The organism is Paraburkholderia sp. ZP32-5, assembly GCF_021390495.1.
Classification (GTDB): domain Bacteria; phylum Pseudomonadota; class Gammaproteobacteria; order Burkholderiales; family Burkholderiaceae; genus Paraburkholderia.
Genome location: NZ_JAJEJP010000001.1, coordinates 3,806,684 through 3,826,304, shown reverse-complemented (window position 1 = coordinate 3,826,304; position 19,621 = coordinate 3,806,684). Strand labels below are relative to the sequence as shown.

The following is a 19,621-nucleotide window of genomic DNA, read 5'->3' as shown; positions in this document are numbered from 1 at the left end:
GTGTTCGTCGCGATGCGGACTGCGCGCGCGAATCGCATCGCGCGGCAACGACTTCACTGTAGTCCGTTTGATGTCGCGCGGGGCGCTTTGGCGTCAATCCTGGCCATTTGGCTGAGTGTCGCGCGGCGCCGTGTCTGTCCACAATGATCCCTCATTGCTCGCGTTCGAATGGTTCGTCGCGTGAGTCAGAGGGAGGGTGTATGGCATTTGGAAATTCGTGGCTTCAGGCGGTGCAATCGGGCGGCCAGCGCTTCGCCGCCGGCATCGACATTAGTTCGCAAAACGTACGGCTGATCGTGCTGAGTCAGCGTTCGCGCGCACGCAGCTCACTGCATCTCGAATACATGAACACGGTGCCGCTCGCCGCCAGCGCGATGGCGGGCACCGAGATCACCGACCGCCAGGCGGTCGCGCGAGCGTTGCGCGATGCGTTTGCCGGCATGCCGCGTGTGTGTGTCGCGCAGGCGCTGCAATGCGCGATGGCCGTACCCGCGTCGATCACGATGACGACCACGGTGCCGCTCGCGCGGCTCGCGGCGCAGAGCCAATGCGAGCAGCACGATGGCGGCCCCGCGCTGGCCGGACTCGCGCCGGCCGTGATGGCCGAGGCGGAGCGCATTGCCGGGCTCGAGCGTCACGCGCTCGCAGCCGACTGGGCCGTCGACGAGCGGCCCGCACCCGTGCGTGCGGTGAAGATCACCGCGATGGCGCGTCAGCATCTCGAAGCGCGTATCGAATGCGCGGCGAGCGCGGGCATTTCGTTGAGCGCGGTCGATGGCGAGCCGCATGCGGCACTGCGCGCGATGCGTTACGCGGCGAACCATGAACTCGATCCGTGCGAGCCGTACGTAGCGTTGTGGATCGGCACGGACGGCGTGCACGGCTGGCGCATGGCCAATGGCGTGATCGATGGCGACATGCATTATCCGGCGCCCGAGCACACCGATCTCGCCGATGCGCTGCGCGATCTGACGCATGGACCTCGGTTCGACTGCGCGCTGGTCAGCGGAGAAATCGATCTGCTCGACGGCGCGGGCTTTTCGCTCGCGGACATCGGCGACGTGCTGGGCTGCTCGGTGTTGCCATTCGAGTGCGGGCTGCTCAGCACATGCGTGCGGCCGATCGATCACGAACTGCTGCATCAGCCGGCCAGCGCGGTCGCGTTCGGGCTGGCGCTGCGCGGGGTGATCGAATGATGCGCGCTCTTTCGTTTTCGTTTGGGCGGACGGTGCATCCGCCAGGGAGCAACGAACGCGTCGTCATGCCGTGGCTCGGCGGCTTCAATCTGCTGCCTTACCGGCAGCGCAATGCGCGGCTCGCACGGCGGCGCTGTCTGCGCGACTGGGCCGTGGCCGCGTGCGTGGGCGCGACCGGCGTGCTCGCGCTCGCCGGCTGGCAGGCATTCGAAACGGCGCGGCTCGATGCTCGTCGCGCATCGGCCGAACAGGCGCTTGCGCAACTCGACGCGCCGCTCGCGGAGCACACGAAACTGCTGCGCGCGCGGGACGAGTCGCGCGCAAACGCGGCGCGCGCGACCAGCCTGTCGGAACCGCTCGCGCACCTGCTCGATCTGCTCGAAGCGCTCAGCTTCGAGCCCGGTGACGGCGTCGTGTTGCGGCAATTGCGCCAGCGCGAATATGAGACCGAGTTGCTCGCCACGTCGAACAGCGATCTGACATCGGCCGAGTGGCTCGAGCGGCTCAGCGCTGTGCGCGGTGTGAAGGGAGTGGAAGTGCGCAACCTGCAACGGCCGCCGGTACATGGCAGCGCGCAGGCGGATAAGGCGGTAAGCGCGCTGGTCGAGTTCAATGCGCGCCTGCGCTGGGGCGATCCGCCGTCCAAAGCCGCACGCGTCACCGGTACCGCGGCGGCGCGTATCGCGAAGTCCGAATCATCGGGAGGGACAAAATGAGTACGACGTTCTTTGAAGTGGGCGGCGCGATGTCTGGGGCCGCCAGCCTTTCGCAATGGCTTAGACACCTACGTGTGCCGCTCGACGCGTGGAGCCGGCGCCGCCGCCGGGTGGTGGCGGCGCTGATTGCCACGCTGGTGTTCGTGCTTGGCGCGTACGGCTGGATCACCGCCGATCTGTGCGGGCTGGAGGCAAGCCGCGTGGCGCTGACAGCCAGCACACAGCGTCTCGATGAAACGCGGCGCGCGCTTGCGCAATTGCCGTCGCTGCGCCGGATAGCCGACGAGATGCCGGCGGTGCGTGCCGCTATCACGCCGTGGAGTTCGGCTGATGACGTGCGCAGCGTCTCCGAACTGGCCGCCGAGAACGGTGTCGCGCTGCTCGCGGTCGAGCCGGGTCCGACGAACGGCGAGGGTATCGAGCGCATGCGGTCGTTGCAGCTCACGGCGCGCACGGATTTCGTTCACCTGATGGCGTTCTTCAATGGGCTTTCGCATTTGCCGGTGCTGATGGTTCCCGTCGATGTGACCGTCAAGCAGGACGGCGCGGCGCTGTCGATCGGCGCGACGCTGCGCGTGTTCGATGCGTTGCGCCCCGCGCCTGCCGCCGATGCTGTACATGCGTCCGACGACGCGAGCCTCGACGAAGATGACGATGAGGAGATCGTGTTCTTCGATCCGTTCTCGCAGCCGCGGCTGTCGGCCAGCGCTGAGCCGGCCGACGCGGTGCAATGGCGGCTCGTCGGCGTGCTGTTTGATCGTACGCGCGGCCTTGCCTTGCTCGACACACCGGACGGCGCGGCCACGGTCGCGGCCGGCGCGCAGTTGGGCGTCGAGCGGGTCACGCAACTGGATGAACTCGGTATCACGCTCGCCAACGGTGGCGCGACGCGCACGCTGACATTGTCGGAGGCTTCATGACGAGTTCGATGAAGCGATGGAGCGCGGCGGTATTTCGCATCTGGGGTGGTGTGGTGCGCTGGGTCGGCTTTGGTGTCGGCGTCTGCATCAGCGTGGCTGTTGGCGCCGGTATCGCGCGGGCTTCGACGCCGCCGTTGCGGCCGCCACTGCCGGCGTATATGCCGACGGAGGATCGCACTGCGATCGCCGAAGCCGCGTTTGAGGCAGAGCCGCTGCCGCGCGGCGGTCTCGCGAGTGTGCCAAACCCGTTTCGCTATCAGTTAACGCAAAACGAGCCACAAGACGCGGTGCAAGACTCTGTGCAAAGCGACATGCAGGACCCGGATGCAGCCGCGGTGGTTTCGTCATCGTCGGCCACCGCGCCCGATGCCGCTACGGACGATGTCGACGGCACCGCCGCAACGCCGCCGAAACAGGCCGCAGCGCCGACCCGCGACGACAGCGCCGACGCCAACACGCTCGAAGGCCCGCCCGTGCCGTTACCACCGCCCACGCGCCTGAGTAGCGCGCGGCAAGACGATGCCACCGACGCCGCCGACGACAACAAACCGATCTCGCTCAACTTCCAGCACGCCGAACTGAGCGCTGTACTCAAGTCGTTCGCCGAGTTCACCGGGCTCAACATCGTCGCGAGCGACAAGGTGCGCGGAGCCGTTTCGCTGCGGCTCGACAAGGTGCCCTGGCGTACCGCGTTCGACACGCTGCTCGACGTCAACAATCTGTCGATGGAGCGCCACGGCAACGTGATCTGGGTCGCGCCGGCCGCGGAACTGGCCGCGCGCGAGCGGCAGCGCTTCGCCGCGCACGCGCGCTCCGCGGACCTCGAACCGCTCGCGAGCCGCACGATCCAGCTGCACTACGCACACGCCGAGGATGTGCGGCGCCTGCTGACGGGCTCCGGTACCCAGCGCGTGCTGTCCAAACGCGGCGCCGTGACTGCCGATCCGCGGACCAATCTGCTGTTCGTCACCGACCTGGCGGGGCGTCTCGAACAGATTGCGGCACTGATCGCCGCCGTCGACCGGCCGACCCGCCAGGTGCTGATCGAGGCGCGCATCGTCGAAGGCGAGTATGGTTTTTCGCGCAATCTCGGCGTGCGGCTGTCGCTCGCGGGCACGAACCCGGACGGCACGAGCAGGGGCCTCAACGGCGGCGCGGACGGCACCGTCTACGATCTGTCGGCGCGGCCGATCTCGGGTTTCGAGGCCGCGACCGCTGGCCTCACGCTGTTCGCGGCCCATGCGACGCGGCTGCTGAATATCGAGCTTTCCGCGCTGGAGGCCGAGGGGCATGGGAAAATCGTCTCCAGCCCGCGCGTCGTCACCGCGGATCGGATGAAAGCGGTCGTCGAGCAGGGCAGCGAGCTGCCGTATCAGGCCAAGGTCGGGCAGGGCGTATCCGGCGTGCAGTTTCGCCGCGCCACGCTCAAACTGGAGGTCGAGCCGCAGATCATGCCGGACGGCCGCGTGGTGCTGGATCTCGATGTCGCGAAAGACAGCGTCGGCGAGCAGACCGACGCCGGGCCCGCGATCAACACCAAGCACGTGCAAACGCGCGTCGAGGTCGAGGATGGTGGTACGGTGTCGATCGGCGGAATTTACGCGACCGACGACCGGGATGACGTGGAGCGGGTGCCATTGCTCGGACGAATCCCGGTGCTGGGCGCACTGTTCCGCAATCGGGCGCATCGCGACCAGCGCAGCGAACTGGCGGTTTTCATCACGCCGCGAGTCGTGCAGGAAATCGCCGCCGAAAATTAGGGTACGCTGCCGCCGTGATGCGCCGGCGGCGCGGGCTCGCCAGGCGCGCGCAGGCTCGACAAGGCAGCCGCTTTGCCAGTAAGCTGCGGCACGAACTACACCGGATTAGCCAGAGGACACCGTTGCAAGCGCGGGACGCACACGCCAATGTTTTTTTCGTAGGGCTCATGGGGGCAGGGAAAACCACTGTGGGTCGGGCGGTTGCGCGCCGTCTGGAGCGCCCGTTCTTCGATTCCGACCATGAAATCGAGGCGCGCACCGGCGCACGCATTCCGACGATCTTCGAGCTGGAGGGCGAGGCGGGTTTTCGCGAGCGCGAGGCCGGCGTGATCGACGAGCTGACCGGCCGCGACAACATCGTGCTCGCGACCGGCGGCGGCGCGATACTACGGCCGGAAAACCGCGCGGCGCTGAACGGCCGGGGCCTCGTGATCTATCTGCGCGCCAATCCGCACGACCTGTGGCTGCGCACGCGGCGCGACAAGAATCGCCCGCTGCTGCAGACTGAAGACCCGAAAGCGCGTCTCGAAGCGCTGTATGAAGTGCGCGACCCGCTGTACCGCGAATGCGCGCATTTCGTGATCGAAACCGGCCGGCCTTCGGTCAACGGACTCGTCAACATGGTTCTGATGCAGCTCGAGATGGCCGGCGTCGCCAAACATCCTGCGCCATAATGGACCGTATGATTACCGTCAATGTCGAACTGGGCGAACGCGCCTACCCCATCCATATCGGTGCCGACCTGATCGGCCAGACCGCGTTGTTCGCGCCGCATATCGCCGGCAACTCGGTCACGATCGTTACCAACACCACCGTCGATCCGCTGTATGGCGACACGCTGCGCGCGGCGCTCGCGCCGCTGAACAAGCAGGTGTCCACTGTCGTTCTGCCGGATGGCGAGGCGTACAAGAATCTCGAAACGCTGAATCTGATCTTCGACGCGCTGCTCGGCTCGCGCGCGGATCGCAAGACCACGCTGATCGCGCTCGGCGGCGGCGTGATCGGCGACATGACCGGTTTTGCCGCGGCCTGCTACATGCGTGGCGTGCCGTTCATCCAGGTGCCGACCACGCTGCTGTCGCAGGTGGATTCGTCGGTGGGCGGCAAGACCGGCATCAACCATCCGCTCGGCAAGAACATGATCGGCGCGTTCTACCAGCCGCAAGCCGTGATCGCCGATATCGGCGCGCTGCGCACGCTGCCGCCGCGCGAACTGGCGGCGGGCGTCGCCGAGGTCATCAAGACCGGCGCGATTGCCGATGCCGGTTTCTTCAGCTGGATCGAAGCCAATATCGAAGCGCTGAATCGCTGTGAGCCGGCGGCGCTTGCCGAGGCGGTCAAGCGTTCGTGCGAGATCAAGGCATCGGTAGTCGCGCAGGACGAGCGCGAAGGCGGGCTGCGCGCGATCCTCAATTTCGGCCATACGTTCGGTCACGCGATCGAAGCCGGGCTCGGCTACGGCGAGTGGCTGCACGGCGAAGCGGTCGGCTGCGGGATGGTGATGGCGGCGGATCTGTCGGTGCGCCTCGGCCATCTCGACGACGCGTCGCGCAAGCGTCTCGTCGACGTCATCGTCGCCGCGCATTTGCCCACGCGCGCGCCGACCCTCGGCGCGGACCGCTATGTCGAACTGATGCAGATCGACAAGAAAGCGGAAGCTGGCGCGATCAAATTCATTCTGCTGAAGCGTTTCGGTGAGACGCTGATCACCCGGGCGCCCGACGCCGAGGTGCATGCGACGCTGGCCGCCGCCGTCTAGATATGTCGCGGGCTGGCAGCCACGCGCCGCGCATCCGTGTCAGGAGGCGCCGCCCATGTTTCGGAGAACCCGGTGACCGACAGGCGCAGCGACGACCTCAAGCAAAACCCGGCGGCGCGCGGCGCCGCCAATGGCGCTAAGCACGGAGCGGCGAATAGCGCATCGAATGACGCGGCGAGCGGCACCACCATCGCCGCCGGTGCCGGCGACACGCCAGCCGTCTCGGCGCCGACCCTGCAAGCACTCGAAGTGCATCTCGCGCCGTACGCAGCGCATTCGACCGGCTCGCGCGGACGCCGCTATCCGGAATCCGCGCCGACCGCGCGCACCGAATTTCAGCGTGACCGCGACCGCATCGTCCACTCCACCGCATTCCGCCGGCTCGAGTACAAAACGCAGGTGTTCGTCAATCACGAGGGCGACCTGTTTCGCACGCGTCTCACTCACAGTCTCGAAGTCGCGCAGATCGCGCGCTCGGTGGCTCGCAATTTGCGGGTCAACGAAGATCTGGTCGAGGCGATTTCGCTGGCGCACGATCTCGGCCATACGCCATTCGGCCATGCCGGTCAGGATGCGCTGAACGAATGCATGCGCGAGCATGGCGGCTTCGAACACAACCTGCAGAGCCTCGCGGTCGTCGACGAACTCGAAGAGCACTACGGCGCGTTCAATGGGCTGAATCTCTGCTTCGAAACGCGCGAGGGTATCCTCAAGCATTGCTCGCGAGAAAACGCGCGGCGCCTGGGTACGCTCGGCGAGCGCTTTCTCGAAGGGCGGCAGCCGTCGCTCGAAGCGCAGATCGCGAATGTCGCCGACGAGATCGCGTATAACAATCACGATGTCGACGACGGCCTACGCTCCGGCCTGCTGACGATCGAGCAACTCGCTGAAGTCGAACTCTGGCAGACGCAATACGAGGCCGCGCGCGGCGACTTCCCGCAGATCGAAGGGCGACGACTGATCCACGAGACGGTGCGGCGCATCATCAATACGTTGATCGTCGATCTGATCGAGACGACGCGCGCCAATCTGGTCCGCTACGCGCCGTCCTCGCTCGACGACGTGCGCGCCGCGCCTCCGCTCGTCGCGCACAGCGACATCGTTGCCGCGCAGGCGACGGTGCTCAAGCGCTTTCTGTTCAAAAACCTGTATCGCCACTATCGGGTGATGCGTATGGCGAACAAGGCGCGCCGCGTCGTGGTCGGCCTGTTCGATGCGTTCACCGATGATCCGCGACTGCTGCCGCCAGCGTACCAATCCGCCGATGCAACGCGGCAACCGCGTCTGATCGCGCATTACATCGCGGGCATGACAGATCGCTATGCAGTGAAGGAATATCAGCGATTGTTCGTGATCGACGATAACTAGACTGCGGCGAATTGGGCCGTGCACACGTAGCCGTTCATAACGGCGCGTGCACGGCTGTTTGACACAGCGACAGTGGCTCGTCTGCCCGCCTCAGCCTCAGCGCAACCCGTCGGTGCAACTCGGATTCAGCGCCGATTCATCACGAATTCAGCGCGAGCGCGACGCGAATAGCGCGCCTGCAATCAGCGCGAGCCCGCCGACGATTGCGATCGTCTGCCACGGGTTTTCATGCACGTAGTGATCGGCGTCCGAAATCGCGACGCCCGCGCGTTCGCGCATCGCGTCGCGGGTGTCGTTCAGACGCGTGCGCGCCGCGTCGAGTTGTTTGCGCAGTCTGCCGCGCAACTCGATCGCGTCTGCCTGAGTGCCATCCGCCAGCGTCGATTCGAGTTCAGACAGCAGCGTGCGCAGTTCGACCGCGATATCTTCGGCAGCGTGGCGGCTATGGCGAGCGATGCGCCGTGCGCGACGGCTCGCGCTGGTCCAGGATTCGCCGAGGGCGTCTCTCGTATTTGGAAGTGCTGTCATGGTCGCTCCGTCGATGAGTGTGAAAGAGCCGCGCATGGTCGCGGACGCGATATCACGTCACGGCGCGGGAAACGCCATCAGAACGCAACTTCAGTGCCACACCGGTACGGCGCGCGGCGCGCGGGCTGGCTGCTCGCCGCCGCGAGGACGAGGCGCATATCGTCAGCACATATTGCATGCGCCAGACTTCAAATCCACGTCAAATTTACAAACGACCGCGCTGGTGGCGGCGCTGGTGCCGCGCAAAGGCAAACGCCGTCATCTGATCGATCACGGCGTTTGCCCAGGTCGCCAAAATTCGACTAACCTAACCCAACAGCCCCTAATAAATGACGAGGCGTGACAAGCGTTAGAAGCGGTAGCCGATGCTCACGTACGTGACGATCGGGTTCAGCTTGATCTTGGTTTGCGATGTCACGGTCAGCGGGCCGACCGGCGTGACCGAATTGGAGGTCAGCTTGGCGGTCGTGCTGAGCGGCAGATACGAAATCGACGCGCCGGCGAACCAGTGCTGGTTGAAGGCGTACGTGAAGCCTGCATTAAACACAGGTTCCCACGAACTATCCGTCGATACACTGGTCGGACCATGCAGCACGTTGGCTTCGAATCCGCTGTTGGTGATCTGTTCTCCCGTGAACCAGACGCGGCTCACGCCAAGACCGAGATACGGCCGGAATGTCGAAGTCGGAGCATTGAAGTAGTACTTGAACAGCAGAGTCGGGCTCCACTGCTTAGCCTGGCCCAGCTTGCCGAACTGTTCGAGGCTGCCCGTACCGTACAGGTCGAAAGTAGGCGGGACGCCAATCACGAATTCGGTGGCGATGTGATCAGTAACGAAGTAGCCGGCGGTGAAGCCGATGGTGTCGGCCGAGCTGAGTGAGGCGCCAGTGTTGGGTTGTGTGATGTTGGTCGGGCTGCCCCCAATGCTGGTCACCGTCAACGGGTCGCTGCTCGATTGAGGCGCCAGGTGGAACCAGCCCGTCGTGACGTAGAAACTGCCGGCCGATTGCGCGTGCGCTGCCGTACTCATGCAGGCTAGCACCGCCATCCCCGTTACGGCCTGTTTTAATTTCATATGTGCTCCTCCAGAAAAGGCCCGCTCATTATGACCACAACGTTTGAAACAAACCATACGCGGCGGTTAGAGCTTTCTCCCTAAGCACCGCGTGGTTTCTGGCTTTGCCGCATGGCGTCGAACCTCGCGCCCATGCGGCTCTTCGGACCTTCGGGTATATACCAACGCGACTATTGGATACTCCAGCATGGCACGGCTTGCACGTCTTTATGTCCCCGACCAGCCGCAGCACGTCATCCTCCGTGGGCTCGATCAGCAGCCCGCCTTCGTCGACGACCAGGACTACGAGCTTTTTATCGACTGTCTGAAGGCAGCTTCGCGGGACCATCATCTTTCGATTCACGCCTATGCGTTGATGCCTGGCGCCGTGCAACTGCTCGTCACACCCACCGAGGAGTCGAGTCTGCCCAAGGCGATGCAGGCCGTCGGCCGGCGCTACGTGGCGCATTTCAACCGGCGCTACGCGCGCCGCGGCACGTTGTGGGAAGGCCGTTACCGAGCCACGGTTATCGAGGGTGAACGGTACTTTCTGCTGGCGAGCCGCGTCGTCGAAATGTGTCCGGTGCGTGCGCAGCTGGTCAGTGCGCCTGAGGATTACCGGTGGTCGAGCTACCGGCATCACATCGGCCTTACCCTCGACAGCCTGATTACGGACCATCCGCTCTACTGGTCGCTCGGCAATACGCCGTTCGAGCGGCAACGCGCGTACCGCGAACTGTGCGAGCAACCGCTCGACGAACGCGAAGCGAGCCAGCTCCAGCAGGCCACGCTGAAGGGCTGGGTGCTCGGTAGCGATACTTACCGGGAATGGGCCGCGCGGGCCGCGAACCGGCGCGTTTCACCGCTGCCGCGCGGTCGGCCGCGCAAGGTGCGCGAGACCCCGCATACCCAATAGAGCGGCACTAAAGCGCAAATAAGCGTTTTACATCAAAGGGCTGCATGAAAACGGCATTTCGTATGCCGTTTTCTTTTGTCTCGAATTGATATGGCACCATTAAAAATAAGCCGCAATGCACCAATTTGATAATTGGGGGCTGATCATAACGTTTTATTTGCTATTCCATTGATTCGTCGCGTATATTCCGATTTCCGACGCTTTTCGACGTACGCAGTCCGGCTGCGAGAAGAGCGCCGTCGCGGTTGCGATGCGCACTGCGGCAAAAGAAAAAACGGTTTAACGGCCTGTCCGGCCCCTCACAGACGGTGTCCCCATGAACGACCACCAGCAACCGATTCACCCGGTTCCCGCCGCCCAAGGTCTGTACGACCCGCTCAACGAACATGACGCCTGCGGCGTCGGTTTCGTCGCCCACATCAAGGGCAAGAAGAGCCACGAAATCATCGAGCAGGGCCTGAAGATTCTCGAAAACCTCGACCACCGGGGCGCGGTCGGCGCCGATCCGCTGATGGGCGACGGCGCGGGCATCCTGATCCAGATCCCGGACGGCTTCTATCGCGAAGAGATGGCCAAGCAGGGCGTGACGCTGCCGCCGGCTGGCGAATATGGCGTCGGTATGATTTTCCTGCCGAAGGAGCACGCTTCGCGGATCGCCTGCGAACAGGAGCTCGAGCGCACGGTGAAGGCCGAAGGTCAGGTCGTGCTCGGCTGGCGCGACGTGCCGGTCGACCACACGATGCCGATTTCACCGACCGTCAAGGCAAGCGAGCCGCTGATCCGCCAGATCTTCATCGGCCGAGGCAAGGACATCATGGTGACCGACGCGCTCGAGCGGAAGCTGTACGTGATCCGCAAGACCGCGAGCCACCGCATCCAGGCGCTCAAGCTCAAGCACGGCAAGGAATACTTCGTGCCGTCGTGCTCGGCGCGCACGGTGGTCTACAAGGGGCTGCTGCTGGCGGGCCAGGTCGGCGTGTACTACCGCGACCTGCAGGACGACCGCACCATCTCGGCGCTCGCACTCGTGCACCAGCGCTTCTCGACCAACACGTTCCCGGCATGGGAACTGGCTCACCCGTACCGGATGATCGCCCACAACGGCGAAATCAACACGGTGAAGGGCAACGTCAACTGGCTGAACGCCCGTACCGGCGCGATCGCGTCGCACGTGCTCGGCGACGACCTGCCGAAGCTGTGGCCGCTGATCTATCCGGGCCAGTCCGACACCGCGTCGTTCGACAACTGTCTCGAACTGCTGGTGATGGCCGGCTACCCGCTCGTCCACGCGATGATGATGATGATCCCGGAAGCCTGGGAACAGCACACGCTGATGGACGAAAACCGCCGCGCGTTCTACGAATACCACGCCGCGATGATGGAGCCGTGGGACGGCCCCGCCGCGATCGCGTTCACCGACGGCCGCCAGATCGGCGCGACGCTCGACCGTAACGGTCTGCGTCCGGCGCGCTACATCGTCACGGATGACGACCTCGTCATCATGGCATCGGAAGCCGGCACGCTGCCGATCCCTGAGTCGAAGATCGTCAAGAAGTGGCGTCTGCAGCCGGGCAAGATGTTCCTGATCGACATGGAGCACGGCCGCATCATCGACGACAAGGAACTGAAGGACAACCTGTCGAACGCGAAGCCGTACAAGAGCTGGATCGACGCCGTGCGCATCAAGCTCGACGAGATCGAGGCAAAGGCCGAAGACGTCGCGACCGAACGCCGCGAAGCCGCCGCGCTGCTGGATCGCCAGCAGGCTTTCGGCTACACGCAGGAAGACCTCAAGTTCCTGATGGCGCCGATGGCGCAAGCAGGCGAGGAAGCGGTCGGCTCGATGGGCAACGACTCGCCGCTCGCGGTCATGTCCAACAAGAACAAGACGCTGTACCACTACTTCAAGCAGCTGTTCGCGCAGGTGACGAACCCGCCGATCGACCCGATCCGTGAAAACATGGTGATGTCGCTCGTGTCGTTCATCGGCCCGAAGCCGAACCTGCTCGACACCAACAACATCAACCCGCCGATGCGTCTCGAAGTGTCGCAGCCGGTGCTCGACTTCAAGGACATCGCGAAGATCCGCGCGATCGATCAGTACACCGGCGGCAAGTTCAGCTCGTACGAGCTGAACATCTGCTACCCGGTCGCCTGGGGCAAGGAAGGTATCGAAGCGCGTCTCGCGTCGCTGTGCGCGGAAGCCGTCGATGCAGTCAAGTCCGGCTACAACATGCTGATCGTGTCGGACCGCAAGACCGACCGCGACAACGTCGCGATTCCGGCGCTGCTGGCCACCGCCGCGATTCACACGCACCTCGTGCAGCAGGGTCTGCGCACCAGCACGGGTCTCGTCGTCGAAACCGGTTCGGCGCGTGAAACGCACCACTTCGCGCTGCTCGCGGGCTATGGCGCGGAAGCCGTGCACCCGTACCTCGCGATGGAAACGCTCGGCCAGCTCGCGGCCGGCCTGAAGGGCGACCTGTCGGCGGAGAAGGCGGTCTACAACTTCACGAAGGCAGTCGGCAAGGGCCTGCAGAAGGTCATGTCGAAGATGGGCATTTCGACCTACATGTCGTACACCGGCGCGCAGATTTTCGAAGCGGTCGGTCTCGCCGAAGAGCTGGTCGCGAAGTACTTCTACGGCACGTCGTCGAAGGTCGGCGGCATTGGTCTGTTCGAAGTCGCGGAAGAAGCGATCCGTCTGCACCGTGACGCGTTCGGCGACAACCCGATTCTCGCGGGCATGCTCGACGCGGGCGGTGAGTACGCATACCGCGTGCGCGGCGAAGAACACATGTGGACGCCGGATGCGATCGCCAAGTTGCAGCACTCGGCACGCAGCAACTCGTACCAGACGTACAAGGAATACGCGCATCTGATCAACGATCAGACCAAGCGCCACATGACGTTCCGCGGCCTGTTCGAATTCAAGTTCGATCCGACCAAGGCCATCCCGCTCGACGAAGTCGAATCGGCGAAGGAAATCGTCAAGCGTTTCGCGACCGGCGCGATGTCGATGGGCTCGATCAGCACCGAAGCGCACGCCACGCTGGCGGTCGCGATGAACCGCATCGGCGGCAAGTCGAACACCGGTGAAGGCGGCGAAGACGCGAACCGTTATCGCAACGAACTGCGCGGCATTCCGATCAAGAACGGCGACACGATGAAGTCGATCATCGGCGATGAAGTCGTCGCTGATATTGCGCTGAAGGAAGGCGACTCGCTGCGCTCGCGTATCAAGCAGGTCGCGTCGGGCCGCTTCGGCGTGACCGCGGAGTACCTCGCCTCGGCCGACCAGGTCCAGATCAAGATGGCGCAGGGCGCGAAGCCGGGCGAAGGCGGTCAGTTGCCGGGCCACAAGGTGTCGGACTACATCGGCAAGCTGCGTTACTCGGTGCCGGGCGTCGGCCTGATCTCGCCGCCGCCGCACCACGACATCTACTCGATCGAAGACCTCGCGCAGCTGATTCACGACCTGAAGAACGTCAACGCATCGTCGAGCATCTCGGTGAAGCTGGTGTCGGAGTCGGGCGTCGGCACGGTTGCGGCCGGTGTCGCGAAGGCGAAGGCCGATCACGTCGTGATCTCCGGCCATGACGGCGGCACGGGCGCATCGCCGCTGTCGTCGATCAAGCATGCGGGCACGCCGTGGGAACTCGGTCTTGCCGAAACCCAGCAAACACTCGTGCTGAACCAGCTGCGCGGCCGTATCCGCGTGCAGGCCGACGGTCAGATGAAGACCGGCCGCGACGTCGTGATCGGCGCGCTGCTCGGCGCCGACGAATTCGGCTTCGCGACGGCACCGCTCGTCGTCGAAGGCTGCATCATGATGCGCAAGTGCCATCTGAATACGTGCCCGGTCGGCGTCGCGACGCAAGATCCGGTGCTGCGCGCGAAGTTCAAGGGCCAGCCGGAACACGTCGTGAACTTCTTCTTCTTCATCGCTGAAGAAGCCCGCGAAATCATGGCGCAGCTCGGTATCCGCAAGTTCGACGATCTGATCGGCCACGCGGAACTGCTCGACATGAAGAAGGGCATCGAGCATTGGAAGGCGAAGGGTCTCGACTTCTCGCGCGTGTTCTATCAGCCGTCGGTACCGGCCGAAGTCGCGCGCAAGCACGTCGACGTGCAGGACCACGGCCTCGACAAGGCACTCGATCACACGCTGATCGAGAAGGCAAAGGCCGCGATCGAGAAGGGCGAGCACGTGTCGTTTATCCAGCCGGTGCGCAACGTGAACCGCACGGTCGGCGCGATGCTGTCGGGCGCGATCGCGAAGAAGTACGGCCACGACGGTCTCGCCGACGACGCGATCCACATCCAGCTGAAGGGCACCGCGGGTCAGAGCTTCGGCGCGTTCCTTGCGAAGGGCGTCACGCTGGATCTGGTCGGCGACGGTAACGACTACGTCGGCAAGGGCCTGTCGGGCGGCCGCATCATCATCCGTCCGACCAACGATTTCCGCGGCAAGTCCGAAGAGAACATCATCTGCGGCAACACGGTGATGTACGGTGCGATCGAAGGCGAAGCATTCTTCCGCGGCGTCGCGGGCGAGCGTTTCTGCGTGCGTAACTCGGGCGCGACGGCGGTCGTCGAAGGCACGGGCGACCACGGCTGCGAATACATGACGGGCGGCACGGTGGTCGTGCTCGGCGAGACGGGCCGCAACTTCGCGGCCGGTATGTCGGGCGGCGTCGCCTACGTGTTCGATCCGGACGGCACGTTCGCGGGCAAGTGCAACAAGTCGATGGTCGCGCTCGACCCGGTGCTGCAACAGGCCGAACAGGAGCGCACGGTCGACCAGGGTCTGTGGCACCGCGCGACGACCGACGAGGCACTGCTGAAGGGTCTCATCGAGCGGCACTTCCAGTTCACCGGCTCGCCGCGCGCGAAGGCACTGCTCGAAAACTGGGACGCAGCGCGCCGTCAGTTCGTCAAGGTGTTCCCGACCGAATACAAGCGCGCGCTCGGCGAACTCGCCGCGAAGAAGGCGAACAAGGAAGTACTCGCCGCCTGACCGATCGCCAGAGTCATATTTAGCCGCACCCGCTGCCGCCCGACTATTGAAGTCCGGCCGGCGGCGGGTCCAGATTACCCCTAGATACAGATAGAGAAGAGAACCATATGGGCAAGGCAACCGGTTTTCTCGAGTTCGAGCGCCGCCACGAGGCGTATGAAGCTCCGCTCACGCGTGTGAAGCACTACAAGGAATTCGTCGCCGCGCTGAGCGACGACGAAGCGAAGATTCAAGGCGCACGTTGCATGGACTGCGGCATCCCGTTCTGCAACAACGGCTGCCCGGTCAACAACATCATCCCGGACTTCAACGACCTGGTGTTTCATCAGGACTGGAAGAACGCGATCGAAGTGCTGCATTCGACCAACAACTTCCCCGAGTTCACGGGCCGCATCTGCCCGGCTCCGTGCGAAGCGGCGTGCACGCTCGGCATCAACAACGACCCGGTCGGCATCAAGTCGATCGAACACGCGATCATCGACAAGGCTTGGGCCGAAGGCTGGGTCGCGCCGCAAACGCCGAAGCACAAGACCGGCAAGAAGGTTGCCGTGGTTGGTTCGGGCCCCGCGGGTCTCGCCGCCGCGCAGCAGCTCGCGCGCGCCGGCCATGACGTGACGGTGTTCGAGAAGAACGACCGCATCGGCGGCCTGCTGCGCTACGGCATCCCCGACTTCAAGCTCGAGAAGTGGCTGATCGACCGCCGTATGCGCCAGATGGAAGCTGAAGGCGTGGCGTTTCGCACCAACGTGTTCATCGGCCGCGAGGATTCGCTGCCGGCCTACATCGGCAACACCGCGAAGGAAACCATCACGCCGGCCGAACTGAAGGAACAGTTCGACGCGGTCGTGATCGCCGGCGGTTCGGAAACGCCGCGCGATCTGCCGGTGCCGGGCCGCGAGCTCGAAGGCATCCACTACGCGATGGAATTCCTGCCGCAGCAGAACAAGGTCAATGCCGGCGACAAGGTGCCGAACCAGCTGCTCGCGAAGGGCAAGCACGTCGTCGTGATCGGCGGCGGCGATACGGGCTCGGACTGCGTCGGTACGTCGAACCGTCATGGCGCGAAGAGCGTCACGCAGTTCGAACTGCTGCCGCAGCCGCCGGAAGAAGAGAACAAGCCGCTCGTGTGGCCGTACTGGCCGATCAAGCTGCGCACGTCGTCGTCGCATGAGGAAGGCTGCGAGCGCGATTGGGCGGTCGCGACCAAGCGCCTCGAAGGCAAGAACGGCAAGGTCGAGAAGCTGATCGCCGCGCGCGTCGAATGGAAGGACGGCAAGATGGTCGAAGTGCCGAACTCCGAATTCGAAATGAAGGCCGACCTCGTGCTGCTCGCGATGGGCTTCACGCAGCCGGTCTCGCCGGTGCTCGAAGCGTTCGGCGTCGACAAGGATGCGCGCGGCAACGTGCGTGCGTCGACCGAGGGCGACAAGGCCTATTACACGTCGGTGGACAAGGTCTTCACCGCGGGCGATATGCGCCGCGGCCAGTCGCTGGTCGTGTGGGCGATCCGCGAAGGCCGTCAGTGCGCGCGTTCGGTCGATGCGTTCCTGATGGGGCATTCGGAACTGCCGCGCTAAGTGTCTCCAGCGGTCTGCGGCCGGCGCCGTGTGCGCCGGCCACACGGTTTGCAGGAGGACGTGGAGACGACAAGGTGCCCGATGTAGGCACCCGTAGCGATAAAGCGAAGCTGTGAAAAGAAAACCGGGCTCGCCTGAAAAAGGGGAGCCCGGTTTTTTTTTATGCGCGTTCGTGAAGCGTGGCCGCTATTTCCCGTACCGCGCGAGCGTCAATCCATCGAGATCGATCTCCGGCGTGCGCTGTGTGATCAGGTCCGCGACCACGCGGCCGGAACCCATCGACATCGCCCAGCCGGTCGAGCCGTGCCCGAGGTTCAGCCACAGATTGTCGATGTTGCATGGCCCGAGCAGCGGCGCGCCGTCGGGTGTCATCGGCCGGCGGCCGACCCAGAAATGTGCGGAGGTCGCATTAGCCGCGTGCGGAAACCAGTCGCGCAGTACGGTGAGCAAGGTCTGCAACGCCTGCTCGCGTAGTGTGCTTTGCCGATTGCCCAGTTCGGCGGTGCCCGCGATACGCAGGTTGTTGCCGAAGCGCGTGATGGCTGTCTTCAGCGATTCGTCCATCAGTGCCGCGCGCGGCGCCTTTTCCTCGTCGATCACGGGCAAGGTTGCCGAATAGCCCTTCACCGGATAAAGCGGCACCTTGACGCCAAGCGACGCGAGCAACGCCGCGCTATCGACGCCGAGCGCGACCACCACCGCATCGGCGGCCAATGTCTCTGTGCCGCGATCGTTTTGAATACGCACGCCGCGCACCGTCGCGCCCTCGACGTCGAGCGACGTGACCTGCGTGTCGAAGCGAAACCGCACTCCGTTGCGCTCGCAGATCGCCCGCAATTCGCGGGTAAAGCGCGCGCAATCGCCGGCTTCGTCGTCGGGCAGATAGAGACCGGAGAACGGCGCCTGGCGCGCCCAGCGCAGACCCGGCTCGATCTCCGCGCATTGCGTCGCGCTGACTTCCCGATGCTCGATGCCCGCATCGCGCAGCACCGCGAGCGCCGGCTGCGCGAACTCGACGTCGTACTCGCTGCGAAACAGTTGCAGATAGCCCTGGCTGCGCCCGTAATCGAACGGATGACGGCTGCGAAATTCGTGCAGGCACGCGCGGCTGTAATACGCGATGCGCTGCATCCGCTGCTTGTTGACGCGGAAGCGCCCGAGCTCGCATTCGCGCAGCCAGCGCGCGATCCAGCGCCATTGGGCCGGGTCGAGCGTGGGCCGGAAAATCAGCGGCGAGGCCGGCTTGAACAGATATTTGAGGATTTTCGCCGGCATGCCCGGCGCGGCCCACGGCGTCACGTAACCGGGCGCGATCACGCCGGCATTGCCGAAACTCGTCGATAGCGCGACGTCCGGTTCGCGCTCGATCACCGTGACTTCACAGCCTTGCTGACACAGATAAAAAGCAGTGGCGACGCCGATCACGCCGCCGCCGAGAACGATCGTTTTCATGGGTATGTGCTGCGGTTTCAGGCGATATCGAGCGATGTCATGCGGCGGGACTGGTCGCGCCGAGCACCTTGCCTTTCGTCTCCGGCAGGCACAGCGCGGCGACGATCACGAGCAGATAACCGGAGCCCGCGACGATCCCCATCGCCTTCACGAGCGTCATCGTCTGCGCGAACGTGCCGACCAGAATCGGAAAGAACGAGCCGATGCCGCGTCCGAGGTTGTAGCAGAAACCTTGCCCCGAGCCGCGGATCTCGTTCGGATACAGCTCCGACAGATACGCGCCGACCCCCGCGAAAATGCCCTGCACGACGATGCCGAGCGGAAAGCCTAGCGCGAGCATCATCGTGTCGGTGATCGGCAGCATCGTGTAGACCATGCCGAGCACGAACGAGCCGATCGCGAACAGCACGAACGACGCGCGCCGGCCGATCCGGTCGCACAGGATCGCGCCGACGATGTAGCCGGTGAACGAGCCGACGATCAGCACGATCAGATAGCCGCTCGTGTTGAACACCGACAGATGCCGCACGGTTTTCAGATAGGTGGGCAGCCATGTCGTGATCGCGTAATAGCCGCCGAGCATACCGCTGCACAGGATGCTGCCGAGCAGCGTGGTCTTCAGATGCGCGGCCGAAAAAATCTGCATGAAGTGCGACGTGTTGAAGCCGCTTTCGCGCGCGCGTCGCGTCGCAAGGAAGATCTCCGGATCGCTGACGTTGCGGCGGATATAGATGATCCACGCGGCTGGCAGCAGGCCGACCCAGAAGCACGCGCGCCATGCATATTGCTCCGGCAGCAGCGCGAACGCGGCCCAGTAGACGATCGCCGCGGCCGCCCAGCCGAACGACCAACTGCTTTGCACCGTGCCGACCGCTTTCGCGCGATGCTGCGGCGAGCGGATCGTCTCGGCCATCATGATCGTCACGACCGACCACTCACCGCCGAAGCCGATCCCTTGCAGCGTGCGCGTCGCGAGCAGTTGCCAGAACGACTGCGTGAAACCCGATAGAAAGGTAAAGATCGCGAAGGTGGCGATCGTCCATTGCAGCACGCGGATGCGGCCGTGGCGATCGGCGAGGATGCCGGCGAGCCAGCCGCCCAGCGCCGAAGAAATCAGCGAGCTGGTCGCGATCATGCCCGCTTCGCTTTTGCTCATCCCCCACGTCGCGATCAGCGTCGGAATGAGGAATGAATAGATCATGAAGTCGAACGCGTCGATCGCGTAACCGCCGAAGCCGGCGTAAAGCGTGCGGCGCTCGCGCTGGGTGAGTTCGGTGAACCATTGGAGAGAAGCCATGTTTTGTTGTGGTCTCCAGGTCTTTTTCGCCTGTGGGGGCTGATGGTAGGGTTTTTGT

General features: G+C 64.4%; 14 protein-coding genes. 10 read left to right on the top strand and 4 right to left on the bottom strand.

The window, feature by feature from the left end:
- Positions 1 to 200 precede the first annotated feature (200 nt).
- The 7 genes from pilM to L0U82_RS16610 all read left to right on the top strand — a co-directional run bounded on the left by pilM (position 201) and on the right by L0U82_RS16610 (position 7,719).
- Positions 201 to 1,196, top strand: coding sequence for a pilus assembly protein PilM (gene pilM, locus L0U82_RS16640; protein WP_233832381.1), 996 nt, complete (start codon positions 201 to 203; stop codon positions 1,194 to 1,196).
- Positions 1,197 to 1,261: 65 nt separating this feature from the next.
- Positions 1,262 to 1,912 carry a fimbrial assembly protein gene (locus tag L0U82_RS16635; RefSeq protein WP_233832380.1) on the top strand — a complete coding sequence of 217 codons (651 nt, stop codon included), beginning with the start codon at positions 1,262 to 1,264 and terminating at the stop codon, positions 1,910 to 1,912.
- Entirely contained in the window at positions 1,909 to 2,832 is a 924-nt protein-coding gene (locus tag L0U82_RS16630; RefSeq protein ID WP_233832378.1) for a hypothetical protein, read from the top strand. The genes L0U82_RS16635 and L0U82_RS16630 overlap by 4 nt, the downstream gene beginning before the upstream one ends.
- Positions 2,829 to 4,592, top strand: a complete 1,764-nt coding sequence (locus L0U82_RS16625; RefSeq protein ID WP_233832377.1) for a type IV pilus secretin PilQ — start codon at positions 2,829 to 2,831, stop codon at positions 4,590 to 4,592. The genes L0U82_RS16630 and L0U82_RS16625 overlap by 4 nt, the downstream gene beginning before the upstream one ends.
- Before the next feature lie 122 nt (positions 4,593 to 4,714).
- Positions 4,715 to 5,266: a shikimate kinase gene (locus L0U82_RS16620; protein WP_233833309.1), complete on the top strand. Its 552-nt coding sequence runs from the start codon at positions 4,715 to 4,717 to the stop codon at positions 5,264 to 5,266.
- Positions 5,266 to 6,351 (top strand): 3-dehydroquinate synthase, encoded by a 1,086-nt coding sequence (gene aroB / locus L0U82_RS16615; protein ID WP_233832375.1) that lies wholly within the window; start codon positions 5,266 to 5,268, stop codon positions 6,349 to 6,351. Before L0U82_RS16620 ends, aroB begins: the two co-directional genes overlap by 1 nt.
- Before the next feature lie 72 nt (positions 6,352 to 6,423).
- Positions 6,424 to 7,719: a deoxyguanosinetriphosphate triphosphohydrolase gene (locus tag L0U82_RS16610; protein ID WP_442793623.1), complete on the top strand. Its 1,296-nt coding sequence runs from the start codon at positions 6,424 to 6,426 to the stop codon at positions 7,717 to 7,719.
- Between the two features lie 147 nt (positions 7,720 to 7,866).
- On the opposite strand, the gene L0U82_RS16605 is transcribed toward L0U82_RS16610, so the two are convergent.
- Both L0U82_RS16605 and L0U82_RS16600 read right to left on the bottom strand, forming a co-directional pair.
- A complete protein-coding gene (locus tag L0U82_RS16605) occupies positions 7,867 to 8,247 on the bottom strand; it encodes a DUF883 family protein (protein ID WP_233832373.1) in 381 nt (126 codons plus the stop codon).
- A 349-nt stretch (positions 8,248 to 8,596) separates the two neighbouring features.
- Positions 8,597 to 9,322 (bottom strand): OmpW/AlkL family protein, encoded by a 726-nt coding sequence (locus L0U82_RS16600; protein WP_233832371.1) that lies wholly within the window; start codon positions 9,320 to 9,322, stop codon positions 8,597 to 8,599.
- A 187-nt stretch (positions 9,323 to 9,509) separates the two neighbouring features.
- Between L0U82_RS16600 and L0U82_RS16595 the strand changes: the two genes are divergently transcribed.
- From L0U82_RS16595 to L0U82_RS16585, 3 genes are all read left to right on the top strand, one after another.
- Positions 9,510 to 10,217, top strand: coding sequence for a transposase (locus tag L0U82_RS16595; RefSeq protein WP_042329221.1), 708 nt, complete (start codon positions 9,510 to 9,512; stop codon positions 10,215 to 10,217).
- 316 nt (positions 10,218 to 10,533) lie between these two features.
- Positions 10,534 to 15,237 carry a glutamate synthase-related protein gene (locus tag L0U82_RS16590; protein WP_233832369.1) on the top strand — a complete coding sequence of 1,568 codons (4,704 nt, stop codon included), beginning with the start codon at positions 10,534 to 10,536 and terminating at the stop codon, positions 15,235 to 15,237.
- Between the two features lie 107 nt (positions 15,238 to 15,344).
- Entirely contained in the window at positions 15,345 to 16,814 is a 1,470-nt protein-coding gene (locus L0U82_RS16585) for a glutamate synthase subunit beta (RefSeq protein WP_233832368.1), read from the top strand.
- Between the two features lie 186 nt (positions 16,815 to 17,000).
- Here L0U82_RS16585 and L0U82_RS16580 read toward each other — a convergent pair whose 3' ends face one another.
- Together L0U82_RS16580 and L0U82_RS16575 are read right to left on the bottom strand one after the other, a co-directional pair.
- Positions 17,001 to 18,266 carry a D-amino acid dehydrogenase gene (locus tag L0U82_RS16580; protein WP_233832367.1) on the bottom strand — a complete coding sequence of 422 codons (1,266 nt, stop codon included), beginning with the start codon at positions 18,264 to 18,266 and terminating at the stop codon, positions 17,001 to 17,003.
- 37 nt (positions 18,267 to 18,303) lie between these two features.
- Positions 18,304 to 19,563 (bottom strand): MFS transporter, encoded by a 1,260-nt coding sequence (locus L0U82_RS16575; RefSeq protein ID WP_233832366.1) that lies wholly within the window; start codon positions 19,561 to 19,563, stop codon positions 18,304 to 18,306.
- Positions 19,564 to 19,621: the final 58 nt, after the last annotated feature.